This window comes from Streptomyces griseoloalbus (assembly GCA_014650015.1).
GTDB classification, from domain to species: Bacteria; Actinomycetota; Actinomycetes; order Streptomycetales; family Streptomycetaceae; genus Streptomyces; species Streptomyces griseoloalbus.
On the sequence record BMUD01000085.1, the window covers coordinates 1 to 963 of the forward strand.

General features: G+C 70.4%; 1 protein-coding gene. It reads left to right on the plus strand.

The genetic code is table 11. From position 1 onward, the window contains the following. On the plus strand, positions 1-963 hold a 963-nt coding region (locus IE178_RS35060; RefSeq protein ID WP_193515072.1), incomplete at both ends, for a beta-ketoacyl synthase N-terminal-like domain-containing protein.

A 963-nucleotide genomic window follows, 5' to 3' on the forward strand; every position in this document is an offset into this window, starting at 1 on the left:
CTTCGACGCGGACTTCTTCGGGATGAGTCCGCGGGAGGCGGTGGCGACGGACGCGCAGCAGCGTCTGCTGCTGGAGACGACGTGGGAGGCGATCGAGCGGGCCGGGATGGACCCGGTCTCCCTGCGGGGCAGCCAGACCGGCGTCTTCGCCGGCGTCATGTATCACGACTACGCCAACCTCCTGGACGGCCCCGAGTTCGAGGGCTACCAGGGAAGCGGCAGCGCGGGCAGCATCGCGTCGGGCCGTGTGTCGTACACGTTCGGGTTCGAGGGTCCGGCGGTGACGGTGGACACGGCGTGTTCGTCGTCGCTGGTGGCGCTGCACTGGGCGGCGCAGGCACTGCGGTCGGGTGAGTGCTCGCTCGCGGTGGCCGGTGGTGTGACGGTGATGTCGACGCCGATGACCTTCGTGGAGTTCTCGCGCCAGGGTGGTCTGTCGGCGGATGGCCGGTGCCGTTCGTTCGCGGATGCGGCCGACGGTGTCGGCTGGTCCGAGGGCGTGGGCATGCTGGTGCTGGAGCGGTTGTCGGATGCGCGGCGCAACGGTCACCGGGTGCTGGCGGTGGTGCGGGGCAGTGCGGTGAATCAGGATGGTGCGTCGAACGGTCTGACGGCGCCGAACGGTCCGTCGCAGCAGCGGGTGATCCGGCAGGCACTCGCCAGTGGCGGGCTGTCGGTCGGTGACGTGGATGTGGTGGAGGCGCACGGTACGGGGACGACGCTGGGTGACCCGATCGAGGCGCAGGCGCTGATCGCCACGTACGGCCAGGACCGGCCGGAGGACCGGCCGTTGTGGCTGGGGTCGGTGAAGTCGAACCTGGGTCACACCCAGGCTGCGGCGGGTGTCGCGGGTGTGATCAAGATGGTGATGGCGATGCGGCACGGTGTGCTGCCGCGCACCCTGCACGTGGACGCGCCGTCGTCGCACGTCGACTGGTCCGCGGGTGCGGTGGAACTGCTGAC